The organism is Streptomyces rugosispiralis (assembly GCF_024505145.1).
GTDB lineage: Bacteria > Actinomycetota > Actinomycetes > Streptomycetales > Streptomycetaceae > Streptomyces > Streptomyces rugosispiralis.
This window is the reverse complement of sequence record NZ_JANIAA010000002.1, coordinates 456376-474353: the sequence shown is the minus strand read 5'-3', so window position 1 is coordinate 474353 and position 17978 is coordinate 456376. Positions and strand designations below refer to the sequence as shown.

Below are 17978 nucleotides of genomic sequence, written 5' to 3'. Positions count from 1 at the left end.
GGGGAGTCGGGAGTTCACAGGCCGCGGACCAGGCCGCCGTCGCAGCGCAGCGCGGTCCCGGTGATGTATGAGGCGGGGGCGCCACAGAGGAAGGCGGCGGCCGCGCCGAACTCGGCGGGGGTGCCGTACCGTGCGGCGGGGATCGCGGCCTGCGAGGCGGCCTCGATCTCGGCCACGGGGCGCTGCTCGCGTTCGGCCCGCGCGGCGTCCAGCGCCGCCACCCGATCGGTGGCGATCCGGCCGGGCAGCAGCAGGTTGACGGTGACTCCGTCGGCCGCCACCTCGGCGGCGAGGGTCTTCAGGTACGCGGCGAGGGCGGCTCGTCCGGCGTTGGACAGGACCAGTCCGGGCAGCGGCTCGGCGATCCCGCTGGAGCCGATGGCCAGGACGCGGCCCCAGCCGTCCCGGCGCATCGCCGGCAGGGTCAGCGCCACCAGCCGCTGCTGGGCCAGCAGCAGGGAGTTCATGGCCGCGCCGAGGTCGCCGGTCTCCAGGCCGGCGGCGGTGCCGGGCCGGGGGCCGGGTCCGTTGAGGACCAGGATGCCGGGATCGCCGTAGGCCGCGCGAGCCGCCTCGACCAGTGTCCGCGGCCCGTCCGGGGCGGTGAGGTCGGCCTGGACGCCGACCGCGTCCGGCAGTCCGGCGGCGATCTCCTCGGCGAGGTCTCCGCGCCGCCCGGCCACCACGACCCGGGCGCCTTCGGCGGCCAGCGCTTCGGCCACCGCCCGGCCCAGACCGCTGGTGGAAGCGGCGACCACGGCGACCCGGCCGCGGATGCCGAGGTCCATCAGCGCACCTCCCCGGGCAGCGCGGCGAGGTGCCGTGCCAACTGCGGGACCAGGGCCTCGGGCAGCCGCGCGGCTGGCGGCCGCACCCCCGACTCCATGATCAGGCCACGGCGCCGGATGGCCTCCTTGCGCAGCGCCAGCCCGATCCCGGCCTGTGCCTCGAAGTTGGCCAGGGGCAGATACGGCAGGTAGGCATCCCGGGCCGCGTCGTGGCCGCCGCTTCGCCACGCCTGGACGCAAGCGATCAGGCCCTCGGGACGGGAGAAGCCGGTCATCGCCCCGGCGGCGCCGGCCGCCAGTTCGTCGAGCAGGCCCAGGCCGCCCAGGCCGCCGAAGACCGGGACGTCCAGTTCGGCGGTGAGCCTGGCGATGGCCGCCGGGGTGGGCGGCGCCTCGGCCTTCACCGCGACCGCCGAGGGGACCGCGCGGACGGCGCGGACCAGGTCGGCCGTGCGGATGACGACCCGGCTGGTGTCCGGGTAGTCCTGGACGACGATCCCGGCGCCGGTCGCGTCGTGGACCGCGTTGAGGTGGGCGGCGACCACCTGCGGATCGGGCGAGTTGACCTGCACCATCAGTCCGGCGAGGCGGTCCCCGACCACCTCGTGGACGAGCCGGGCCTCGTCCAGCACCGGTGCGGTGGCGAGTCCGGTGACCCCGACGACCAGCGGCAGGCCGACCGCGTCGACCACCGCCTCCAGCACCGTTCGGCGCTCCTCGACGGAGAGCCGGGCGGCCTCGCCGAAGACTCCGAGCACGGTCAGACCGGTGGTGCCGATCCGCTCGTAGTGCTCCGCCAGCCGGACCAGGCTGGGCTCGTCCACCTCCAGGGCGGAGCCGAGGAAGGGCGTGGCGACCACGCCCCATACTCCGGGGGTGAGCTTTTCGGGCATCAGTGGGCTCTCCTCATCGCCAGTGCGCTCCCTCATCGCCAGTGGGCTTCCCTCATCCCCAGTGGGCTTCCCTCATCGCCGGTGCGCTCCCCCATCGCCAGTGCGCTCCCCCATCCCCAGTGGGCTTCCCTCATCGCCGGTAAGCGCCTTCATCGTCCGGGCCACAGCGGCGGCCGCTTCTGCTGGAAGGCGAGCACGCCCTCCTTGGCGTCCTCGCTGTCCAGCGCCGCCATCAGCGCCGGGGTGCGCAGCTTGTGGGCGTCCTGCGGCGACAGCCCGGCCCCGCGCCCGGCCATCTGCTTGATGGCGCGCAGTGAGGTGGGGGCGCAGGCGAGGATGTCGGCGACCCAGCGGTCGACGGCCTCGTCCAGTCGCTGGGCCGGGACCACCTCGTTGACCAGGCCCATCCGGTGCAGTTCGGCCGCATCGGCGCGGCGGCCGGTGAGCAGCAGACCCATGGCCTGGGTATGCGGCAGCCGGCGGACGAGCTGGAAGACGCCGCCGTCCAGCGGGATCCGGCCGACCCGGGGCTCGGTGAGGCCGAACTGAGCGTGGTCGGCGGCGATGACGATGTCGCAGCCGAGGACCATCTCCATGCCCCCGCCCAGCGCGTAGCCGTTGACCCGGGCGATCACCGGCACGTCCAGGGTGGTGCGCAGGCTGAGCCCGCCGAAGCCGTTGGGGTCCAGGTCGGCCCAGTACTCCAGACCCGTCTTGTCCACCGCGCCGGCGGACATGTCGGCGCCCACGCAGAACGACCGCTGTCCGTCACCGGTGACGACGACCACCCGCACCTCGGGGTCGGCCTCTATGTCGGCCCAGATCTCGCCCAGCCGGGCGTTGGTCCTGGCGTCCACCGCGTTGAGCACGGCGGGGCGGTCGATGGTGACCCGGGCGATGTGCCCGTCCCGTACGTAGCGGACCTCGTCGGTCATCGCAGCACGCCCTTCTCGCGGAGCAGCTCGATCTGTTCGGTGGTGTAGCCGAGTTCACCGAGCACCTCGGCGCCGTGTTCGCCGAGCCGCGGCGGGACCCGGCGGACCTCGGCGGGGGCGGCGGAGAGGTGGAGCGGCGCGTTGAGGGCGCGGACCCGGCCGGCGACCGGGTGATCCATCTCGACGATCATCTTGTTGACCGCGGTCTGCTCGTCGCCGAGGGTCTGCTCCAGACTGCGCACCGGGGCGCAGAGGATGTCCTCGTCCTCGAGCCGCTTGACCCAGTATTCGGTGGTGTTGCGGGCCACCGCCCCGGCGAAGATCCGCTGTAGTTCGGGACGGTGCGCGAACTGCAGGTCCAGGGTGGCGAACTCGGGGCGCTCGGCCAGGTCCTCGTCGAGTTCCAGGGCGCGGCTGATGTGGTGCAGCCCGTTGGCCTTGAAGCCGCCGACCATGATCAGCGCGCCGTCGGTGGTGGGGAACACCCCGGTGAGCGGCATCGCGGCCCAGTTGATCTCGGAGCCGCGGTTGAGCTGCTGGCAGGCTTCCTGCATCTGCATGTGGAGCATCGAGTCGTACATCGACACCTCGACCTGCTGGCCCTCGCCGGTGCGGTCGCGGTGCAGCAGGGCCAGCAGGATGCCCTGGAGCAGATGCATTCCGGTGGTGTAGTCGCACAGCGTGGTCGGGTAGAGGGTGACGGGGTCGTCCTCGGAGACCCGGCGCCACATCACTCCGCTGTACGCCTGGGCCAGGGCGTCCTGCCCGCCCTTGTGGGCGTACGGGCCCTCGGTGCCGAAGCCGGTGCCGGAGGCCCAGATGATCCTGGGGTTGACGGCGCGCAGCGCCTCGTAGCCGAGGCCGAGCCGTTCCATCACTCCGGCCCGGAAGTTGCTCACCACGACGTCGGCGGAGCGCACCAGTTCCTGGACGGCCTGCCGGCCCTCGTCGGTACGGGTGTCGATGGCGATGCTGCGCTTGTTGCGGTTGATCGACAGGAAGATGGGGTTGTCCAGGCCGGCCGGGTCGGGGATGGAGGTGCGGGCGATGTCGCCGGTGCCGGGCCGCTCCACCTTGATCACGTCGGCGCCGTAGTCGCCCAGCAGCTGGGTGCAGGACGGGCCCATGAAGACCTGGGTGAAGTCGATGACGGTGACGCCGCTGAGCGGCTGGGCGGTGGCGTATGTCATGCCACGACCTCCTCGTACTGGTCGACGGTCGCGTTCTCGGCGGGGACGTCCCCGGGATCGGCGCCCTGCTCGCGCATCCGGTGCTGGATGACGGCCGGGTCGACGTCCCGGACCGGCACGCCCTGTTCCACCGCGGTGGCGGCGGCGATGCCGGCCGCCTGGCCCATGGCCATGCAGGGCGGGATCTCGCGGGACATCCGCTGCGCCTCGGGGGTGGCCGAGTAGTGCCGGCCGGCGACCAGCAGCTGGTCGACGCCGCGCGGCAGCAGCGCGCGGTACGGGGTGTAGTAGTCGCGGCCGCGGGAGACGCTGTCGGCGAAGTGGCGGCGGGAGGTGACGTCGTCCTTGGTGACCACGTACTCGCCCTGCAGCAGCCGGGTCTGGCGGACGCCCATCTGTTCGGCGACGTCGAGCAGATAGGCGTTCCCGAAGCCGGGCAGGTCGGACTTGATGTGGTCGAGGACGGCGCCGATCCGGGCCCGGGCCTCGAACTCGGCCTCGGTGAGCGAGACCGGGTCGGTGCCGTCGAAGCCGGTCATGTGCGGGCAGTTGCACCAGACCACGCCGGGGACGGGCGTCTTGAGCCACCACAGCTCCCAGGCGCCGCCCAGCATCCGCTTGATCTTCCGGTTGATGGCCCGGGCCTCACGCGGGTTCTCCTGTTCGAAGCGCTCGGCGGCCGCGGTGTCCACCCCGCCGAGCCGGAAGACCAGGGTGACCAGGTAGTTGTCCTGGGCGTAGGGGGCGCCGGACCGGGAGGCCACGTCGATGTCGCCGGTGGTGTCGATCACCACGTCGCCCATCACCGCCTGCGGACCGGACTTGGTCTCGCAGACCACGCCCTTCACCGCGCCGTCCTGGACCACCGGCCGGGAGAACCAGCTGTGCAGCCGCAGATTGACCCCGCTCTCGCGGACCAGGTCGTTGGAGACCCGCTTGAAGCCGTCGGGATCGAAGGCGACGGCGTAACAGATCGGCTTGGGGTTGGTGTGGGAGTGGAAGTTGAAGGCACCCCAGCGGCCCCACTTGGCCCACATCTCGGGCGAGGAGAAACGTTCCTCCGCTGGCGGGTAGACGGCGAGCCCGAGCTTGGCCATCCGCTCGACGTACTCGTCGACGACACCGGTGACGGTGATCTCGTTCCCGTTGATCATGTCGTCGAGGACCAGGACCATGCCGCCGGAGGCCAGGCCGCCGAGGGCCGGGTAGCGCTCCAGCAGGGTCACATCGGCCCCGGTGCGGGCGGCGGCCACGGCCGCGCTGACCCCGGCCGGTCCGCCGCCGACCACGATCACGCCGGATCGCTGGACCACGGGTGCCTCGACGGCGTCGAGGGAGACGGTCTGGGACATCTGACTTCCTTTCAGCTCCCGACACGGACGGCGCCGCGGCGGAGGACGGACCCATAGAACAGGACGCTGAGCAGGCAGAGGACCGCGCCGTAGACGGGGAACGCCCAGTCGGCGCCCAGGTCCTGGAACCACAGCAGGAGATAGGGGGCGGTGCCGCCGAAGCCGGCCACGCCGATCGCGTAGCCGAGGCCGACACCGGTGACCCGGCAACTGGTCGGCATCAAGGTGGCCGCGACCGTGTTGTACAGGGCCATGGTGAAGGCGAGCACCGGGGCACCGGCCAGCATCACCACGGTGAACATCGCCATGCCGGGCCGCTGGTAGGCGAGCACGACGAAGACCAGCGGCACCACGGCGAGCCGGGAGGCGATGAAGGTGCGGGAGATCCGCTTGCGGTCGGCGAGCCGGCCGACGAACGGGTAGAGCGCGGCGACGCAGATCCCGGCGAGGGTGGAGACCAGGAAGACCGTGTCCGGGTCCTCCTGATAGGCCGAACGGGCCAGGTTCGGCAGTCCGGTGGTCCAGGTGTACTGGATCGCCTGGGCACCGGCCACGACGAAGACGATCGTCAGAAGCGCCAGCCGGTGCTGCCAGACCTCGGCCCAGACCTGGCCCACCCGGGCCGGCTCGGCCTGCCTCTCGCCCGCGGTGCGCAGGGTCTCCGGCAGGGCACGGCGCAGCCAGAGGAAGACCAGGCCGCCGACGGCGCCGACACCGAACGGGATGCGCCAGCCCCAGGAAGCCATGGCGTCCGGGGCGACCATGGAAGTGGTCAGGAAGCAGACCAGCGAGGCGCCGACGATGCCGACCTGCACATAAGTGCTGATGACGCTGCCGAACCGGGCGGTCCTGCCCTCGGGCGCCAGTTCCACGATGTACGCGGAATTGAGCGGGGACTCGATGCCGGTGGACAGCCCCTGCAGGATCCGGCTGGCCAGCAGGATGACTCCGGCCCAGAGGCCGATGCTCTCATGGCTGGGCAGCACGGTGATGATCACGCTGCTGAGCACCATCGAGCCGACGGAGAAGAGCATGACGGCACGTCGGCCCATCCGGTCGGCCAGGGTGCCGAAGACGATCGCGCCCAGCGGCCGGGCGGCGAAGCCGACCGCGAAGACGGCCAGCGCGGACATGGTCTCGGAGACGGAACTGTCCGAGGGGAAGTAGAGCGGCCCGATGTAGGAGGCCAGCAGACCGTAGACCATCCAGTCGTACCACTCGACGGCGTTGCCGCCGCCGAGGGCCAGCAGAGCGCGGCGGTGTGAGACGGGGCTTTTGGTGGCGACAGGGGTTCTGCCGATGAGTGATGCCATGCGGGGGCACCTCGTAGGGAGGCGCACGGGACGAGGCCGTGCGGTACCGGCGCCCGGACCTGTGAGGCCGGGGCGTTGAGGGAGGCGCGAGACCAGGCCTACCAGCTGGGCGGAGTGATGACCCAGATCGAGGTGGCGGGCTCGTCACCAGGGTTGACATACCAGTGCGGAATGCTGGAGGAGTACGTGATGGAGTCACCCGCTTCGAGCCGGTGACGGACGCCGTCGAGATAGACGTCCTTCACACCGGAGAGCACGGTGCCGAACTCCTCGCCGTTGTGGCAGAAGGCGGTGGCGCTGGTGTCGTGGCCCGGCTGGGTGACCACCCAGAGGACCTCCAGAGCACCGTTGAGGGACGGAGTGAGCAGTTCGTAGCGGGCGCCGTCCCCCGGGTCCGAGCCGTGGAAGTCCAGGCTGCGGCGCTCATCGGCACGGACCACCGGGCTGATCTGCTCGGCGACGTGCAGCAGACGCCCGATGGGGACGTCCAGACCGTGGGCGATCTGCACCAGGCTGGCGAAGGAGGGGTTGCCTTTGCCCCGCTCGACCTGGCTGATCAGTCCGGTGCTGATGCCGGAACGACGGCTGAGCTCGTCCAGGGTCAGACCCGCCTGCTTGCGCAGGGCCTTGATCTGCAGGCCGACCGTGGTGACCATCACATCGAGATCCGGCCGGCCGTCCGGCATCGATGCGTTGTTGTCGTGCACAGTCTCCACCTGTCCCTGTTGGCGTATGCGCTGCGACATATTGAAGACCTTCACCATGCTGAAAAACAACCCCTTGGCGTTCATCTCATTGACGCCGGGCATCAACAGCGATGAACGGGCGTGCGTCGGTCGCGCCCCGCTCCCGAGGTGGAGGTCACCGACCCCCTTCCTCTCAGGGCGCGGTACGGCGTGGCGAACTGACGCCGGAGCCCCCTCGCGCTCAGTCCGCCGCGCCTCCCGGGCGCCGCGAAACAGGCGCCTCCCACAGGGCGGTGATCGCATCGGCCAGGTCGGAGGCGGTGTCCTCCCAGTTGAGACGGGCCGTGGGAGAACCCTCCGCGAGGGCCCGCTCGGTCTCGACACACATCTGCACGATCAGGTGACGGGCCATCAGCACCCGTACGGCGACCACCTGATGAGGCAGATCCGGGAGGAACCGGTCGATGACCTCCCGCAACTGTTCCCGTGACGCGGAGACCAGGGCGTCCTGGTCCATCATCACCTCGAACAGCGCTGGGTCGACCGACACCTGGGCGTTGAACCGGGCGAACCAGGAGGGGGTTCCCAGGGCCGCCATGTGCTCGGTGACGGGACGCACCGTACAGGCCGCCCAGTCCCGGACGCAGGTGAAGTCGCCGGCCTCGGCCAGTACGCGGGTGCGGATCTCCGCGATGGCCTCCGCGTGCCTGCCGGCGATCGCCCGGACGAGGTCGGTCTTGGTGCCGAAGTGATAGCCGACGGCTCCGGTGTTTCCCTGCCCCGCGGCGATGCTGATCTGACGGTTGGAGACCGTATGCACCCCGTGCTCGGCGAACAGCCGTTCCGCGGCGTCCAGGATCGCCGCCCGGGTCGCCTCGACCTGCGCCTCCCGGAGCCCTCTGCCCGACATCGTCCGCCACCTCACCGGGACCGCGTACCGCATCCGCGACGGCCGGTCCCGAAACCGTCGTGGGTCCTCCACCGGGACGGCGAGAGGCGAGCCGGACCAGCCTACTGACCAGGGATGCCGTGAGCTGATCGCCGGCATGCCCCGCCGCGTCCGGGGGCTCTGCTACAGTCGAATTAAATCACTCGACTGAGTTAAATTTTGCTCGGTCGGACCGTCGGACCGTCCGACAGCGCGCCAACGGCCAGGCGGTCCGCCACTTCCGCTATTCGGAGGCCCCTCGCCATGCCCGACGCCCTCGCCCAGCCCGTCAGAAGCGGGGAACCCGCGCCGCCGAAACCGAACGTCGTCGTGGCGGTGCTGGCCTTCGCCGGGATCGTGGTCTCGCTGATGCAGACCGTGGTGATCCCGATCGTCCCCGAGCTGCCGACGCTGCTGCACGCCGACGCCGCGGACGCCGCCTGGGCGATCACCGCCACCCTGCTGGCCGCCGCGGTCGCCACCCCGGTCGTCGGCCGCCTCGGCGATATGTACGGCAAGCGCCGCATGCTGCTCCTCAGCCTGGTCCTGCTGGTGGCCGGGGCCGTCCTGTGCGCGCTGTCCGACTCCCTGACGTCGATGATCGTCGGGCGGGTGCTACAGGGCCTGGCCGCCGGTGTCATCCCGCTCGGCATCAGCATCATGCGCGATGAACTGCCGGCCGAACGGCTCGGCACCGCCACCGCCATGATGAGCGCGTCCCTCGGCATCGGCGGCGCCCTCGGCCTGCCCGCCGCCGCGTTCATCGCCGACAACTTCCACTGGCACACGCTGTTCTGGGCCTCGGCCGCCATCGGCGCCATCGGCACCTGTCTGGTCTTCGCCCTCGTCCCGGAGTCCGGGGTCCGCACGGGCGGCCGGTTCGACGGGGTGGGCGCCGTCGGGATGGCCGTGGGTCTGGTGTGTCTGCTGCTGGCGATCTCCAAGGGCGCCGACTGGGGCTGGGGCAGCGGCACCACGCTCGGCCTGTTCGCCGCGGCCGTCGTCGTACTGGTGGGCTGGGGCTGCTACGAGCTGCGGATCGCCGCACCCCTGGTCGACCTGCGCACCACCGCCCGCCGCCAGGTGCTGGTGACCAACATCGCCTCGATGGCCTTCGGCTTCTCGATGTTCGCGATGTCCCTCGTCCTTCCGCAGCTCCTGCAACTGCCCGAGGCGACCGGCTACGGGCTGGGCAAGTCGATGCTGACCGTCGGCCTGGTCATGGCCCCGCAGGGCCTGGTGATGATGGCCTGCGCGCCGGTGTCCGCGGCCCTTTCCGCCGCCAAGGGACCGAAGACCACCCTGATGGCCGGCGCCCTGATAGTGGCGGCCGGATACGGCCTGAACATCGTGATGATGTCCGAGGTGTGGCAGCTCGTCCTGGTGTCCTGCGTCATCGGCGCCGGGGTGGGCTTCGCCTACGGTGCGATGCCCTCGCTCATCATGGGCGCGGTGGATCCGTCCGAGACGGCCGCCGCCAACAGCCTCAACACCCTGATGCGCTCCATCGGCACCTCTACCGCCAGCGCCGTCGCCGGGGTCATCCTGGCGCAGCTGACCACCGACTTCGCGGGCCACCCACTGCCCTCGGAGAACAGCTTCAAGGTCATCATGGCCATCGGCGCCGGAGCCTCCCTCCTCTCCTTCGTGGTGGCCGCGTTCATCCCCCGCCGGCATCCGCTGCCCACCTCGGACCCGGCCGTCCGCGAGACCGCCGAGCCGTCCGCACTCATGGACGTGCCCGCCCCCAAGATCTAGCGCCCCCGCATCCAGCGGCGGCCCCATGGCGTCCCCGTGCCCCTCCCCCGGCGCAGGTCATCGCGCCCCGGCGCCCGGGGGGTGACCCGCGTCCTCCGACCGGAACACCCAACCCCCACCAGGAGGTCTCATATGAGCCGACACGACCCGGACATCCGTCTGCCGCTGACCGGCGACGGCCCGCTGGACCCCCCGGCCGAGTGGCAGCGGCTGCGCGAGCGGTGCCCGATGGCCACCGCCGAACTCCCCAGCGGCGACAAGGCCACCTATCTGACCCGCTACGACGACGTCAAAAGCCTGCTGTCCGACGCCCGTTTCAGCCGCCCGACCGCCACGGACAACGCCGCCCGGATCGCCCCCGACGGCGCGGGCGGCCCGGCGGCCAACGGCGACACCTCGCTGGCCATCCCCGACCGGGGTGAACCCCATCAGCGGTGGCGACGCCAGGTGGGCAAGTACCTCACCGCCAAGCGCATGACGGCGCTGCGCCCCGGCATGGTGAGCATCGCGGAGTCACTCGTCGAGGACATGGTCGAGCACGGACAGCCCGCCGACCTCAAGGCCGCGCTCGGCTTCCCGTTCCCGGTCTATGTGATCTGCGATCTCCTGGGCGTGCCCGCCGGGGACAGGGACCGCTTCTCCTACTGGTCCGACGCGTTCTTGAACGTCTCCCGCTATACGACGGACGAGACCCGGGCCGCGCACACCGAACTCAACCAGTACATGGCCACGCTCATCGCGGCCAAGCACGCCGAGCCGGGCGAGGACCTGCTCAGCATGCTGATCGCGGAGAGCGCGGAAGAGGGCGAGGGGCTGTCCGACGACCAGTTGCTGCACACCGGGGTGGCGCTGCTCGTCGCCGGGCACGAGACCACCGCGAACATGATCGGCAAGATGGTCTCGATGCTGCTCGCCGACCGCACCCGGTGGGAGCGGCTGCTGGCCGACCCCTCCCTGGTGCGCACCGCGGTCGACGAAGCGCTGCGCTTCGACGCCAACCTGGGCTTCGGGCTGCGTCGCTACCTCGGTGAGGACGTCGCCCTGGACGGCCGGCTCCTGCCCGGCGGGACCACCGTCATCTGCAGCATGCCCGCCGCCAACCGTGATGAGCGGGTCTTCGCCGATCCGGACGAGATGGACCTCGGCCGCTCCCCGAATCCGCATCTGACCTTCGGCGCCGGGCCGCATTCCTGTCTCGGCCAGACCCTGGCCCGCTCCGAACTCCAGGTCGTCCTCGACGTCCTGCTGCGGAAGCTGCCGACACTCCGGCTGGCCGTGCCCGCACAGGAGTTGCAGCGGGTCGAGGGTCTGCTCGTCGGCGGCCTGCGCACGGTGCCCGTGGGCTGGTGAGCCCGCGTAAACACCCCGCCCACGAGACAGCGGGAGAAGACGGCAGAAAGCGAGGAATCACATGAAGGTCCATGTGGACGAGGCCAAGTGCTGCGGCGCCGGTCAGTGCGTACTGATCGCGCCGGAGGTGTTCGACCAACGGGATGAGGACGGCATCGTCGTCCTGCTCACCCCCGAGCCCGCCGAGGACCAGCGGTCCGACGTCCGGGAAGCGGCGGCCGTGTGCCCCGCGGCCGCGATCACACTCGACGAGAGGCCGTCGTAAGACGTCGTTCCACGCCGCGCGTCGAGCGGCGTGCGCCCGCACCGCCCCGCGGAAGGGGCGGTGCGGGCGATCAGCCGCCGTGTCCTCCGGCAGCTCCGTCGCGGCGGTCGCCGCCACTGGGCCGCCGGACCATCGCCACGGTCCGTCTACCGGTCCCGAAGCCGCGCGGCCGTCACCCGGTGGAGGTGGATCAGGACGTCGTGTGTGGGAGCGAGGGCGATGTCGTACGGCCCGTCCGGGTAGCCGGTGCCGACGGTGCGGGTCGGCCGGGCACGGGTCAGCCACTCATGGGCTGGTGAACCGACCGTGCGCAGGTCGATGATGTAGTCGCGGAGGTGGACCCGGTCCAGGGTTCGCTCGTTGGTGCCCGGTCCCGCGGGGCCCAGAGTCCAGCGGTGGATGGCGTCATCCGGTCCTGTGGCATTGAACGAGCCCTGGTCGAAGGTCAGGCCGACGCTCAGATAGCCGCGGCCGAGCCTCTCGCGCAGGAAGGCGCCCTGCGTCCTCGGGTAGTGAGCCGGGTCGCTCGACTCGTAGCCGACATGGGCGTCGTGCGCCGACAGCAGCACCTTGGTTCCGGTGTGCCGCTGCCACCACACGACGTTGGCGGCCATCTCCTGGTCGCGGTAGCGCATGGACCGCGCGACCTGGGCGGGATCGTCGAAGTCGAAGGCGTACTGGCGGGCGGTCCGGTCGATCGCGGTCGCCTGCTGGACGGCCCAGGTGTACGCCTCGCCGCTGGTCTTCGGCACCTGGCGCTTCACCAACATCAGTGCCTCGCCCGTGCGTTGGGCCATCTCCCGGCGTTCGGGGTACGGCTTGTTCAGATACCGTTCGATGTATGTACCGGCCGGCACGTCGGGCCGCAGACCGCGGTAGAGCGCGGCGAGGCGTGGGCTCGACCCGGGATCGGTGGCGGCCACGTAGTCCGCGATCTCGTCGTACACCTCGGGTCCGGTCCAGGCGATGTCGTCACCCATGAACCGGACGGGGTCGTCCAGGTGTTGGACGTTGTACGCCCGCATCCACTGGAGGAGCTCGAGATAGTCGGTGTTGTTCCACCACAGGTAGTCACGCTGGAACTCCTCCCGCATGATGTCCCGGAGATCGCCTTTGCCGTGGAGCACATACTCGTTGAGGCGCAGGCCGGTGCTCCAGGGGGCCTCCAGGGCGAAGGTCCGGAAGCCCCTCTCCTCGACGAGATGACGCAGGACGCGGGCCTTGAGGGCGAAGAAGTCATGAGAACTGTGGGTGGCCTCGCCCAGGCCGACGACCCGGGCGCCGCCGATCATCCGGTCGAGGGCGCGCAGATCGCCGGTGTCACCACCCGGTTCAACGGTCCTCAGAGGGTGCGCGCCGTGGTCGAGCGCGTCGACGACGGAGGCGGCGGGTGACGTGGCCGGTGACGCTGCGGCCGGAGCGACGGGAGCCGCGGCGCCGAAGGCCATGAGCAGGGTCAGGACGATAGTGGTCCGATGCCATGTCATGATCCAAGGCTTGCGTGCCGAGCGGGCGATGGACCATCCCGCCGTCCTCCGTACCGGGGTACGGACAGCCACAGGGCGAGACCGGGGGCCTTCCTCATGGACCACCCGGGCGCGCGGCACCGGCCATGCGGAACAAGACGACTCGCGGATGCGCGGGCAGCGCAGAGGGTGTCCTGTGGCCACGTACCGGCGTATGTCCACGGTGTGGGGGTAATACCGCTCCAGGTCGGTGTGGAGGGTGAGGCAGATCTGCTCAATGTCGTGGTCGCCGATGAGCAGGTACCGCGTGCCGGGGCCGAGGTTGAGGCAGACCCGCCGGCCAGATCTCCGCGCCGCTCTGTGCCCCAGACCATCCCTCGCCCCCTCGGGATCAGGAGAATGAACATGCGTGTCCTCCGTGTCGACCGGCCCGGTGCTGTCGTCCTGGCCGAATGTCCATCGGCCGAACCGCGCGCCGACGAAGTCGTGGTCTTCCCACGGGCGGTGGGCCTCTGCGGCACTGACCTGGAACTGATCGACGGAGGCCTGGACCCTGCCTACGCCAGCTACCCGCTGGTGCTCGGGCACGAATGGTCAGGGGTGCTCTCCGACGGCACGCCGGTGGTCGGTGAGGGGATCATCCCGTGCGGCGGTTGCCGTTCCTGCCGCCGTGGCGCCACCAACTTGTGCGAGACGTACGACGAGGTGGGCTTCACCCGGCCGGGAGCGGCCGCCGACGAAGTCCTGGTGCCGTCCTCGTTGCTTCATCCACTCGCGCCGGAGGTCGACCTGGCGGCGGCGGCCCTGACCGAGCCCATGGCCGTCGTGCTGCGCGGCCTGCGCCGGGTCGCGCCCGTGCCGGGCCTGCGCGCCCTCGTGATCGGGGACGGCACGATCGGGCTGCTCGCCGCCCATCTGCTCCGCCTCTGGTCGCCCGTCGAGGTCTGCGTGCTCGGACTCCGCCCCGACCAGGCCGATCTCGTCACCGCCGCCGGCGCGTCCCGGTTCGCCCTCACCCCCAAAGAGGCGGGAACGGACTTCGACGTGGTCGTGGAGGCGGCCGGCGCCCCGGCCGCCGTCGAGACCGCGCTCGCCACCGCCCGCCGGGGCGGCACCGTCCTCCTGCTCGGCGTCGCCGGGCACGGGCGTACCGCCGCCCTGCGGATCGACGATCTGGTGAACGCGGACCTGACCGTCCTGGGCAGCTTCTCCTACACCTCGTCCGCCTGGCGGGAGACCGTGTCGCTGCTCAACTCCGGCCAGGTCGAGCCCGGTTTCCTCATCACTCATAGCTTCCCGCTCTCGCAGGCCGACCGAGCCCTGAGCATGCTCAAGGACTCCACGGGACCGCGCGGCAAGGTGCTCCTCACCCTCCCCTGAGCTGATATGCCAGGCCGCCAGCAGTTCGCGCGGCGCGGCGGCCGGCTGAGTGCGCGGACTCACGGTTCCACGACACCGGTGTGATCGACGCGTGCCGCCGGGCGCCGGGTACACAAGACGGAGCCCGTCCACGCCCGCACCCGCGCCTCGCCCAGGACGTCCTCAGACCGGGCCGGCCCTCAGCCACTGGTGGATGGCGAGTGCGGTGGTACGGGCGTGTTCCTCCAGCATGGTGAAGTGGTCCCCGTCCACGATGACCTCGGCGTGCGGCAGGCTCCAGTCAGGGGCGGGTTCGGCGCCCGGCAGTCGGTCCCGGGCTCGTACATACAGAGTGGGGCAGGCGAGCGGCGCGGGTTTCCAGCCGCTGAAGAGCTCGAAGTACCCGGCCATGGCGGTGAGCCGGTCAGGGCCGGCGGAGGCGAATTCCGCCGCCCGGCGCAGCATGTCCGACGTCATCGCGGAGAGCGCCTCGCCCCGGTCGCCGTGACCGCGGGGATAGGTGTCCACCAGGACGACGGCCGCCGGGGCGGCGCCCTCGGACTCCAGGCGCTCGGCCACGGCATGGGCCACCCAGCCACCGGCCGACCGCCCCAGCAGTACCGGGGGGCCTTCGGCCGCGGCCGCGCGGACGGCGATGGCCTGGGCGGTGACGAGAGCGTCCAGTGTGGCGGGCAGGGCCTCCGGGGGCTCGAACCCCGGGAGCCGCACCGCGGAAACCGGCCGCAGCCCGTGCAGCCCGGCACCGAGGCGCGCGTACTCCCGCGGTCCGGACACCGCGCTGAGGGCGGGGGAACAGACCAGCCGGGCCCCCGTGCCGCCCGCCGCGAGCACGACGGGTTCGTGTGTCGCATCGGGGGCCCCGGCCCTGTCGAAGACCGGGCGCAGGCGCGCGGCGACGGTGAGGAGCACCATGCCGTCCCAGACGCGTCCCCGGGCGCATGCGGCACGGAAGAGCGCGCCCAGGGAGTCCGGAACTCCCCCGGCGTGCGGTGCGCCGGCGGCCCGCACCCGGGCGTCCGGCGGAGCGCCCGCCTCCGGACCCCGCCGGGTTACCCTCCGGACCGTCCCCCGCTCCGTCGTCCGCCGGTCGGCCCGGGGAGCCCGGCGGGCCGACGGTCTCATCAGGCCGTGCCGGGCCGTCGGGCGTGGCGCCCGCGGGAGTTGCCTCGGCGGCATGTCGCCGCGTCAGCTCGGTGGCGAGGGCACGTGGCGTCGGGAAGTCGAACAGCAGCGTGGACGGCAGTGTCAGCCCCGTCCACGCCGCGAGCTCATCGCGCAGCTCGACCGCGGCCAGGGAGTCCATCCGCAGGTCCGCCGGCAGGGCGTCCTCGTCGATCTCGCCCACCTCCTCCGCATGGCCCAGGACGCGGGCCGCCAGGGTCCGGACCACCTTGAGCGGCACCCCGCCCCGCTCGGCGGGGGAAGCAGCCGCCAGCGCCCGGTCGAGCCGGTGCCCGCCCGTGCCGCCCGCGTCGGCAGCGGGAGTCCGGAACCGGTTCGCCGCTGGTTCGCCGCCGCGGGGAGCGGCCGGGGCGAGGCGGGCCGCCACCACCACGGGTTCGTCACCGGCCACGGCGGCGTCGAAGAGGGCCAGGCCCTCTTCCGGCCCGAGCGGGCCGAACCCGGAACGGGCCATCCGCTGCCGGTCCGCGTCGCCGAGGTGCGCCGTCATGCCGTCGTCCTGCCGCCAGGGGCCCCAGACGATCGACGTACCGGGCAGTCCGAGCCGACCGCGGTGTCGTGCCAGGGCGTCCAGCACGCAGTTGGCCGCGGCGTAGTTGGCCTGGCCCGCGGAGCCGAAGGCGCCCGCCACCGAGGAGAACAACGCGAACGAGGCCACGTCGTGACCGCAAGTCAGTTCATGCAGAGCGAGCGCGGCGTCCGCCTTGGGGCGCAGCACCCGTCGCAGACGGTCGGTGGTGAGCGCCGTGACGACGCCGTCGTCCAGCACCCCCGCGGTGTGTACGACGCCGGTCAGCGGATGGGCCGCCGGTACCGAGTCGAGCAGGGTGGCGAGCGCGGTCCGGTCCGCGACGTCACAGGTGCGAACGGTCACCTGGGCGCCCGCCTCACACAGCTCCGCGACGAGTTCCCGGGCCCCCGGAGCATCGGGCCCGCGTCGGCCGGCGAGCAGCAGATGACGGACGCCGTGGACGGTGACCAGGTGCCGCGCCACCAGCATGCCCAGGGAACCGGTGCCGCCGGTGACCAGGACCGTGCCCTCCGGGTCGAGCGGCCGTCGCCTCAGCGGCTCCGGTGCCGCCTTGGCCAGTGGCACCAGCTTCGGCACGTACGCCGTCCCCCGGCGTACGGCTGCCTCCGGTACCGGGGCGGCCAGCAGGGCGGGCAGGGCACTCCAGGAGTCGGGGTGCCCGTCCACGTCGATCAGGGCGAAGCGGCCCGGGTTCTCGCACAGGGCCGAGCGGACCAGTCCCCACACCGGGGTGTGCAAGGGTACGGACGCGCTCTCGCCGGACCGGCCGTCACTCCCGCGACCGGCGGCACCGTCCATGGGCGAACCGTCGCCCGCCGAAGTGACGGCACCGGACGTCACGAAAACGAGACGGGAGCGGGACAGGTGCGGCTCGGCGAGCCACTCCCGCACAAGCCCCAGCGCCCGGTCCGCCGCCCGCAGCAACCCGGCAGCCCGGTCCCGCGCGCCGCCGGTCGTGTCAGGCGGTGGGCACGGTGCCACGACGACGGCCGACGACGCCTCGCACGCCGCCGGGCCGCGGTAGACCGGGACGCCGGAACCCGTGGGCGCGAGGGCGTCCACCAGCGGTGTGCCCGCCGTGCCCAGGACCCCCCAGCGGGGCATCGCCACGGGTGCGGGCGGCTCGGCCAGAGGCACCCAGTCCGTCCGGTGGAGAGCGCCGGTGACCGCGCCCGCCGGGCTTGAGCCGGTACGCGGTAGGGGCCGGAGCGTCAGCGAACGGACCGTCGCCACCGGTGAGCCCGTCTCGTCGGTCAGCTCCACTCCGGCCTGCCCGTCGGGCCCGGGGGCCGCCCGTACCCGCAAGCGCCGTACGCCGGTGGTGTGCACGCGCACGCCGCTGAAGGCGAACGGCAGGGACAACCCGCCGGCCGCCGGACCGGCTGCCCCGGAACCGTCTCCGGCGAGGCCGTCCAGGGCCAGCGCGTGCAGGGCCGCGTCGAGCAGCGCGGGATGCAGGACGAACTCCGGGCCGTCCCGCTCCGGGCGCGGCGACCGGGCCGCTTCGGGCAGCGCGACGTCGGCGTACAACTCCTGTCCGTGCCTCCAGGCGGCGCGCATGCCCCGGAAGGCGGGACCGTAACGCAGCCCGTGGGCGGCCAGTCGCCCGTACGGTCCGGTCCCCGGACCGTACGGCAAGTGCACGCGCCAACGCCCAGGGCTCGTTCCGCGCTCTCCGGCTCCTCGTCCAGCGCTGCCAACTTCCGTCGCCCACCAGCCTCTTCACCACCCTGGGGGCGCCGCATCACCAGCCCGCGCAACGACTGCCTCGCCTGCTGCCCCCCGCTGCGCTCGCCGTACTTCCCGAGAAGGCCATGAGCAGTTCCACCGCGATCGTTTCCACAAACACCTCCGGGCTCCGGTATGCCTTATTGTCCTTCTCCTATTGACCGCCATGGACCCGCCACAGTCCTGTATTTGACGATTTCCTCACGACATGTCAACTTTTTCACCACACAAG

14 protein-coding genes and 1 pseudogene are annotated in these 17978 nt (G+C 71.9%); 4 read left to right on the top strand and 11 right to left on the bottom strand.

All coding sequences use genetic code 11. The annotated features are described in order from the left end of the window. Window positions 1-14 precede the first annotated feature (14 nt). The 8 genes from NP777_RS06205 to NP777_RS06170 form a co-directional block, all read right to left on the bottom strand. Window positions 15-788 carry an SDR family oxidoreductase gene (locus NP777_RS06205; RefSeq protein ID WP_256649020.1) on the bottom strand — a complete coding sequence of 258 codons (774 nt, stop codon included), beginning with the start codon at window positions 786-788 and terminating at the stop codon, window positions 15-17. Next, entirely contained in the window at window positions 788-1681 is an 894-nt protein-coding gene (locus NP777_RS06200; RefSeq protein WP_256649019.1) for a dihydrodipicolinate synthase family protein, read from the bottom strand. The genes NP777_RS06205 and NP777_RS06200 overlap by 1 nt, the downstream gene beginning before the upstream one ends. Before the next feature lie 149 nt (window positions 1682-1830). Beyond that, window positions 1831-2616 carry an enoyl-CoA hydratase-related protein gene (locus NP777_RS06195; RefSeq protein ID WP_256649018.1) on the bottom strand — a complete coding sequence of 262 codons (786 nt, stop codon included), beginning with the start codon at window positions 2614-2616 and terminating at the stop codon, window positions 1831-1833. Next, window positions 2613-3806 (bottom strand): CaiB/BaiF CoA transferase family protein, encoded by a 1194-nt coding sequence (locus NP777_RS06190; RefSeq protein WP_256649017.1) that lies wholly within the window; start codon window positions 3804-3806, stop codon window positions 2613-2615. The genes NP777_RS06195 and NP777_RS06190 overlap by 4 nt, the downstream gene beginning before the upstream one ends. Further along, complete coding sequence (locus tag NP777_RS06185) at window positions 3803-5158, bottom strand: FAD-dependent oxidoreductase (protein ID WP_305889383.1); 1356 nt, start codon at window positions 5156-5158, stop codon at window positions 3803-3805. Before NP777_RS06185 ends, NP777_RS06190 begins: the two co-directional genes overlap by 4 nt. Window positions 5159-5169: 11 nt before the next feature. Next, window positions 5170-6471: an MFS transporter gene (locus NP777_RS06180; RefSeq protein ID WP_256649016.1), complete on the bottom strand. Its 1302-nt coding sequence runs from the start codon at window positions 6469-6471 to the stop codon at window positions 5170-5172. 98 nt (window positions 6472-6569) lie between these two features. Next, the gene (locus tag NP777_RS06175; RefSeq protein ID WP_256649015.1) at window positions 6570-7280 is read right to left on the bottom strand and encodes a helix-turn-helix domain-containing protein; all 711 of its coding nucleotides are present in this window, start codon (window positions 7278-7280) and stop codon (window positions 6570-6572) included. 118 nt (window positions 7281-7398) lie between these two features. After that, window positions 7399-8067 carry a TetR/AcrR family transcriptional regulator gene (locus NP777_RS06170; RefSeq protein ID WP_256649014.1) on the bottom strand — a complete coding sequence of 223 codons (669 nt, stop codon included), beginning with the start codon at window positions 8065-8067 and terminating at the stop codon, window positions 7399-7401. A 282-nt stretch (window positions 8068-8349) separates the two neighbouring features. Here NP777_RS06170 and NP777_RS06165 point away from each other — a divergent pair, with 282 nt between their 5' ends. From NP777_RS06165 to NP777_RS06155, 3 genes are all read left to right on the top strand, one after another. Further along, window positions 8350-9843 carry an MFS transporter gene (locus tag NP777_RS06165; protein WP_256649013.1) on the top strand — a complete coding sequence of 498 codons (1494 nt, stop codon included), beginning with the start codon at window positions 8350-8352 and terminating at the stop codon, window positions 9841-9843. 132 nt (window positions 9844-9975) lie between these two features. After that, on the top strand, window positions 9976-11193 hold the full coding sequence (locus NP777_RS06160) for a cytochrome P450 (RefSeq protein WP_256649012.1): 1218 nt from the start codon (window positions 9976-9978) through the stop codon (window positions 11191-11193). 61 nt (window positions 11194-11254) lie between these two features. Next, window positions 11255-11458 (top strand): ferredoxin, encoded by a 204-nt coding sequence (locus NP777_RS06155; protein WP_256649011.1) that lies wholly within the window; start codon window positions 11255-11257, stop codon window positions 11456-11458. Window positions 11459-11604: 146 nt separating this feature from the next. Here the strand turns inward: NP777_RS06155 and NP777_RS06150 are convergent, their stop codons facing one another. Continuing rightward, on the bottom strand, window positions 11605-12945 hold the full coding sequence (locus tag NP777_RS06150; RefSeq protein ID WP_256649010.1) for an erythromycin esterase family protein: 1341 nt from the start codon (window positions 12943-12945) through the stop codon (window positions 11605-11607). Window positions 12946-13329: 384 nt separating this feature from the next. Between NP777_RS06150 and NP777_RS06145 the strand changes: the two genes are divergently transcribed. Continuing rightward, window positions 13330-14304 (top strand): zinc-dependent alcohol dehydrogenase, encoded by a 975-nt coding sequence (locus NP777_RS06145; protein WP_256649009.1) that lies wholly within the window; start codon window positions 13330-13332, stop codon window positions 14302-14304. A gap of 162 nt (window positions 14305-14466) precedes the next feature. On the opposite strand, the gene NP777_RS06140 is transcribed toward NP777_RS06145, so the two are convergent. Continuing rightward, window positions 14467-15216 (bottom strand): thioesterase domain-containing protein, encoded by a 750-nt coding sequence (locus tag NP777_RS06140; RefSeq protein WP_256649098.1) that lies wholly within the window; start codon window positions 15214-15216, stop codon window positions 14467-14469. 292 nt (window positions 15217-15508) lie between these two features. Next, window positions 15509-17662 (bottom strand): annotated as a pseudogene (locus tag NP777_RS06135) (type I polyketide synthase); the annotation flags it as partial. Window positions 17663-17978 lie beyond the last annotated feature (316 nt).

Coding starts and splice junctions, on each gene's coding strand:
- NP777_RS06190 (WP_256649017.1), bottom strand. CDS start 3,806: ATGACATACGCCACCGCCCAGCCGCTCAGCGGCGTCACCGTCATCGAC.
- NP777_RS06180 (WP_256649016.1), bottom strand. CDS start 6,471: ATGGCATCACTCATCGGCAGAACCCCTGTCGCCACCAAAAGCCCCGTC.
- NP777_RS06170 (WP_256649014.1), bottom strand. CDS start 8,067: ATGTCGGGCAGAGGGCTCCGGGAGGCGCAGGTCGAGGCGACCCGGGCG.
- NP777_RS06150 (WP_256649010.1), bottom strand. CDS start 12,945: ATGACATGGCATCGGACCACTATCGTCCTGACCCTGCTCATGGCCTTC.
- NP777_RS06145 (WP_256649009.1), top strand. CDS start 13,330: ATGCGTGTCCTCCGTGTCGACCGGCCCGGTGCTGTCGTCCTGGCCGAA.
- NP777_RS06155 (WP_256649011.1), top strand. CDS start 11,255: ATGAAGGTCCATGTGGACGAGGCCAAGTGCTGCGGCGCCGGTCAGTGC.
- NP777_RS06140 (WP_256649098.1), bottom strand. CDS start 15,216: ATGGTGCTCCTCACCGTCGCCGCGCGCCTGCGCCCGGTCTTCGACAGG.
- NP777_RS06185 (WP_305889383.1), bottom strand. CDS start 5,158: ATGTCCCAGACCGTCTCCCTCGACGCCGTCGAGGCACCCGTGGTCCAG.
- NP777_RS06175 (WP_256649015.1), bottom strand. CDS start 7,280: ATGCCCGGCGTCAATGAGATGAACGCCAAGGGGTTGTTTTTCAGCATG.
- NP777_RS06205 (WP_256649020.1), bottom strand. CDS start 788: ATGGACCTCGGCATCCGCGGCCGGGTCGCCGTGGTCGCCGCTTCCACC.
- NP777_RS06165 (WP_256649013.1), top strand. CDS start 8,350: ATGCCCGACGCCCTCGCCCAGCCCGTCAGAAGCGGGGAACCCGCGCCG.
- NP777_RS06200 (WP_256649019.1), bottom strand. CDS start 1,681: ATGCCCGAAAAGCTCACCCCCGGAGTATGGGGCGTGGTCGCCACGCCC.
- NP777_RS06195 (WP_256649018.1), bottom strand. CDS start 2,616: ATGACCGACGAGGTCCGCTACGTACGGGACGGGCACATCGCCCGGGTC.
- NP777_RS06160 (WP_256649012.1), top strand. CDS start 9,976: ATGAGCCGACACGACCCGGACATCCGTCTGCCGCTGACCGGCGACGGC.